The organism is Motilibacter peucedani (assembly GCF_003634695.1).
In the GTDB taxonomy this organism is placed as follows: domain Bacteria; phylum Actinomycetota; class Actinomycetes; order Motilibacterales; family Motilibacteraceae; genus Motilibacter; species Motilibacter peucedani.
The window spans coordinates 1-4,220 of sequence record NZ_RBWV01000005.1; the positions used below are offsets into that span (position 1 = coordinate 1).

A 4,220-nucleotide genomic window follows, 5' to 3' on the forward strand; every position below is an offset into this window, starting at 1 on the left:
TGCAGGACCCGGTTGATCCGCCGATTCCCGGCCCGGGAGAGCCGGTGTCGGGTCTGGTCACCCGACGAGGCGTCGATCGGGGCGGTGCCGTTCCAGGACGCGAAGTGCCCGCGGGTCGGGAACCGGGACACGTCGCCAACGTCGCCGAGCAGCCGCGCCGCGCCGGACGGGCCGATGCCGTTCAGCTCCAGCAAGCCCGAGCCGGTCGCTTCGACGAGCTCGGTGAGCTGCTTCTTCGCCGCCTTGATCTTCCGGTCGATGACCTCCAGCTCGCAGACGAGCTCGGAGGCGAGCTGTCGGCGGGTCCTGCCGACGACATCGCGGGGACGGACGCTGGCCAACAGCTCGCGTGCTTGTGCTGCTGACAAGGCCTTTTTCGCCCCGCCGGCGATGAGTTCGGTGAGCAGGCGGTGCAGCCGGTTCACCGTCAACGTGCGGGCGGCGCCGAGCTCGTCACGCCGGTCCACCAGCAGCCGAAGAGCCACGGTCGCGTCGTCCATGACGACCTCGCGGAGCACCGGGGTGCGCAGCGCGACGACCGCCACGGAGTGCGCGTCAGTCGCGTCGGTCTTGCGGCCCTGCCCGGTGGAGAACACCCTCGCCCGCGCGGACAGCTTCGCCGGCACGTCCACCACCGGCTCACCGTCGGCGACCAGCCGCTGTGCGAGGTGCCGGCCCACCCCGTTGCAGCCCTCCACCGCCCACAGCCGCTCGGGCCAGCGCCGGCCCTCCCGCAGCATCCGCTTGTAGCCCTCGCGATCAGTGCCGAACCTGCCGGTCGCGAGCACACGCTCGCGCTCGTCAAGGACCTCGACCGTGGCGGACCGCTTGTGCGGGTCCACGCCGATGATCACTGCACCCATGCTTGCCTCCACCCCGTCGAACCGGACTCCGTGGAAGACGAGGGGGCAGCGCTACTTCGAGCAGGACAAACCCTTCTTGAGCCTCACCTCGTCACGGCGTCCGGCGGGACGCAGACCATGAGAGAGCCACACCAACAAGCCGTGGGCAGCCGCTATGAGAGCGACCCCGCCGAACACCTCGACCAGCCTCGCCAGGCTCAGGCCGTGAGTCCAGTACACAAGTAGCCGCTCTGCGCGCGGGGAGCATCGCCCGATCATGCCACCAGCGAGGGCGTGCCCGCCTCGCCGGATCGCTTCAGAGGCCACGCGCCAGCGGCGGGGGTTGACGCTCGTGCCCGGTCCTGCAGGGCCGGACCGGGCGCCCCATCAGGGCAGCATCTTGGGCGTGCGCTGCTGCTGCAGATGTACTCCCTGCGCGGTGACCGGCGCGTACACGTTGACCAGGGTCCCGTCGGGGTCCCGCACTAGGGCCGAGACGTTTCCCCACGGCATCAGCGTCGGCGGCTGAACCACGACGAGTGCGTCGCCGAACTCGTTCTGCAGGCGCGCGAACAGCTCCTCGACGTCCTGGACGAGGAACTCGACGATGGCGCTGCTGTTCGCGGCAGCCCGCGGGGTCGGGTCGCTGATGAACGCGACGCGCCGAGGGTGGCTGAGCGCGAACGTCGCGGACGGGGTCACCAGCTCGACGAAGTCTTCGGTGAGCCACTGCGGGGTCGCTCCGGTGAGCAGCCCGTAGAAGCGGAGCAGGCCCTCGAGATCCTCGGTGAGCACGCGGACAGAAGCCAGCTGGACGGTGTTGGTGTGTGTCATGAGTGGGACGCTAGATCCATTGCCGGACACTTCCCGCCCTGTATTAGTGCAGGATGTGAACATGGCCCGTCCGACCGCTCGAGTGCTGGCCCTGCTCGAGTTATTGCAGACCGGCGGGACCCGCACGGTGTCGGAGTTGTCGGAACGGCTCGCGGTCGACGAGCGCACCGTCCGCCGCTACGTGGAGCACCTACGCGATCTCGATGTCCCCGTGGATGGGGTCCGCGGCCGCTACGGCGGCTATCGACTCGCGCGCCACTACCGGCTGCCTCCGCTGATGCTGACCGACGAGGAAGCGCTCGCCGTGGTCTGGGCGCTGCTGCTCAGCGAACAGTCGCGCTCCGGCCCGGCATCTGCGCTGGCCGTGCACAGTGCCACGGCCAAGATCCGTCGGGTCCTACCCGAGGTGCTCGCCCAGCGCGTGGCCGCGGTCGTACAGGTGGTGGACTTCACCGCCCACTCTGACCACGAACGACCACACCACGACCGACCAGACCAGGGCCGCGAGCAACGTGCGCCCGGCCGAGACAGGGACCACGAGCCTGGCCGCGCCGAGGCGCACGCACTGCTGACGCTCGCCGAGGCAGCCAGGGACCGGCACCCCGTCACGTTCGGCTACACCACGCGCCAAGGCGTCCCGGCGGAGCGGGTCGTGCACCCCTACGGCGTCGTCGCACACCGCGGCCGGCTCTACCTGACCGGGTTCGACGTCCAACGTCAAGCCGGGCGGACCTTCCGACTTGACCGGATCCAGGCGGTCGCCGTGCTCGACGGCACCTTCAGCGCGCCCGCCGGCAGCGACCCCGTGCAGCAAGTCCTCGGACCCCTCGCACCAACTCCAGCCCTGCACGACGTGTCGTTCCGCATCCGCACCGATCCGGCGCACCTGAGGTCACAGATCCCCGAGACGCTCGCGTCCGCCACGCCGATCGAGAGCACCGCCGCCAGCACCGCCGGATGGCTGCAGGTGTTCATCCGCGCCGAACGCCTGGAATGGGTCGCAGCCGCACTGGCCGTGCTGGACCGACCCTTCGTCATCGACCACCCCGAGGCCCTACGGGACGTCGTGTCCGAGCTTGGGCGGCGACTCCAAACAGGCGCCGCGGCAGCCCACGACGAGCAAGCCGCCAACCGGTAGAGGCGGGACGGCCGCCGCTCGCCACCGTCTCAGTCACGAGGCGTGGACGATGCCGCCGCCCGCTCACCACGTCCGCGACTGCCGATGGCAGCGCCATGGCACACAGTTGCTGAACGGATCCGGTGGACCGGAGACAACACGCGCTCCTACGCTCATCAAGGGCTCAGTCGCGACGCTCCCGCGCCAGCACGCAAAGACCGATTCACGTTGAAGGCCCATGGCGCGCCGCCTCCTTCGGCCGACAGCAACGTCCGCCACCTCCTCCCCGTCGTTGCGGTAGCCGGCGAGAGGGCACGAGCCGTGGCGAACACCTGCTCTTGACCGCTTACGAGGTCCTGCGATGCACGACCATGCCAGAGTGCGCTCGACCCACCGGGGTCCTCAGCCGGCGCCCTGGTGCGTGCGGGCGCTGTCGACGATGTCCTGCAGGGCCGCCACGTGAGCGTGCAGAGCGGTCTGCCCGGCCTCGGTCAGCCGCAGACGGGTCTTGGTGTAGCGGCCCGAGGCGACCTTGCTGACCTCCACGTAGCCGCGCTCGGCCAAGACGGTGACGTTCTTGGACAAGTTCGACTGGGTCAGCTCGCAGAAGTCCTGCACGGCCTTGAAGTCGGCTTCCTCGCACCCGGACAGGTAGGCGCACACCCGCAGCCGGGCCGTGGAGGTGAGGATTTCGTCCAGCGCCGGTGCAGCGCCTGCCTGGCCCCTGCCGGTGGCGTTGGAGGTGGTGGAGGTGGCCATCAGGTGCGCACCCGCCCACCGGCCACCAGCACCCCGCGCAGCATCGCGTACCAAGCGGCAGCGGTCACGACGCCGAGGCCGGCGAAGATCAAGGCCAGGTCGCGATCGGCGTTGTAGCCGCAGATCACCAGCACGAGCGCGCACAGCCCGAGAACGGTGTTCTCCGTCCGCGTCCAACCGCGGTAGCCGTGCAGGCCTCGACGGCGACGGATGCGGGTCGGTAGCAGGTGAGCGACGGCGAAGCACAGCACCCCGGCGGCCAGGAACGCCAGGTGCGCCCCGCCGCCCTGCCCCTGGGCGACCAGCGCGACGCCGGCACCGGCGCAAGCGGCGGCCAGGACGCATGCGCTGCGCGGCAAGGCGGGGCGGCTGGCGGCGAGGTGGGCGCGGCGGACTTCGTCGACCTGGGCTTGAGCGGTGTCGTTGTCCATGCCTCAACCTTAGGCATCCACATGCCATACAGGCAAGTCCATGCGCGCGACGTCTTCGCTCGGTCATGCCGCTCAGCGCGCGGGGAGCATCGCTCGGTCATGGCTCCCTTCTGTGTCAAGGGTGCCGTTGGGACTCACGCGAAGAGCGCTTGGACGGGAGGGGCGGCGGGGTCTGGTCGGGTGTCGATCGCGGGCGTAGCGTCGGGCGTGGTGGGTCCGGGAAGTGACTTGTCCGAA

General features: G+C 70.1%; 5 protein-coding genes. 1 reads left to right on the top strand and 4 read right to left on the bottom strand.

The window, feature by feature from the left end:
- On the bottom strand, window positions 1-863 hold an 863-nt coding region (locus CLV35_RS01440), incomplete at its 3' end, for an IS110 family RNA-guided transposase (protein ID WP_121191659.1).
- A 366-nt stretch (window positions 864-1,229) separates the two neighbouring features.
- Window positions 1,230-1,676: a VOC family protein gene (locus CLV35_RS01445; RefSeq protein ID WP_121191660.1), complete on the bottom strand. Its 447-nt coding sequence runs from the start codon at window positions 1,674-1,676 to the stop codon at window positions 1,230-1,232.
- A gap of 61 nt (window positions 1,677-1,737) precedes the next feature.
- Here CLV35_RS01445 and CLV35_RS01450 point away from each other — a divergent pair, with 61 nt between their 5' ends.
- Window positions 1,738-2,814, top strand: coding sequence for a helix-turn-helix transcriptional regulator (locus CLV35_RS01450; protein ID WP_121191661.1), 1,077 nt, complete (start codon window positions 1,738-1,740; stop codon window positions 2,812-2,814).
- 381 nt (window positions 2,815-3,195) lie between these two features.
- Here CLV35_RS01450 and CLV35_RS01455 read toward each other — a convergent pair whose 3' ends face one another.
- Together CLV35_RS01455 and CLV35_RS01460 are read right to left on the bottom strand one after the other, a co-directional pair.
- A complete protein-coding gene (locus CLV35_RS01455) occupies window positions 3,196-3,552 on the bottom strand; it encodes a transcriptional regulator (RefSeq protein WP_121191662.1) in 357 nt (118 codons plus the stop codon).
- A complete protein-coding gene (locus CLV35_RS01460; RefSeq protein WP_121191663.1) occupies window positions 3,552-3,983 on the bottom strand; it encodes a hypothetical protein in 432 nt (143 codons plus the stop codon). The genes CLV35_RS01455 and CLV35_RS01460 overlap by 1 nt, the downstream gene beginning before the upstream one ends.
- Window positions 3,984-4,220: the final 237 nt, after the last annotated feature.

Bases quoted from the DNA above. Each gene is read 5' to 3' on its own strand.
- CLV35_RS01450 (WP_121191661.1), top strand. From the start codon at position 1,738: ATGGCCCGTCCGACCGCTCGAGTGCTGGCCCTGCTCGAGTTATTGCAG.
- CLV35_RS01455 (WP_121191662.1), bottom strand. From the start codon at position 3,552: ATGGCCACCTCCACCACCTCCAACGCCACCGGCAGGGGCCAGGCAGGC.
- CLV35_RS01460 (WP_121191663.1), bottom strand. From the start codon at position 3,983: ATGGACAACGACACCGCTCAAGCCCAGGTCGACGAAGTCCGCCGCGCC.
- CLV35_RS01445 (WP_121191660.1), bottom strand. From the start codon at position 1,676: ATGACACACACCAACACCGTCCAGCTGGCTTCTGTCCGCGTGCTCACC.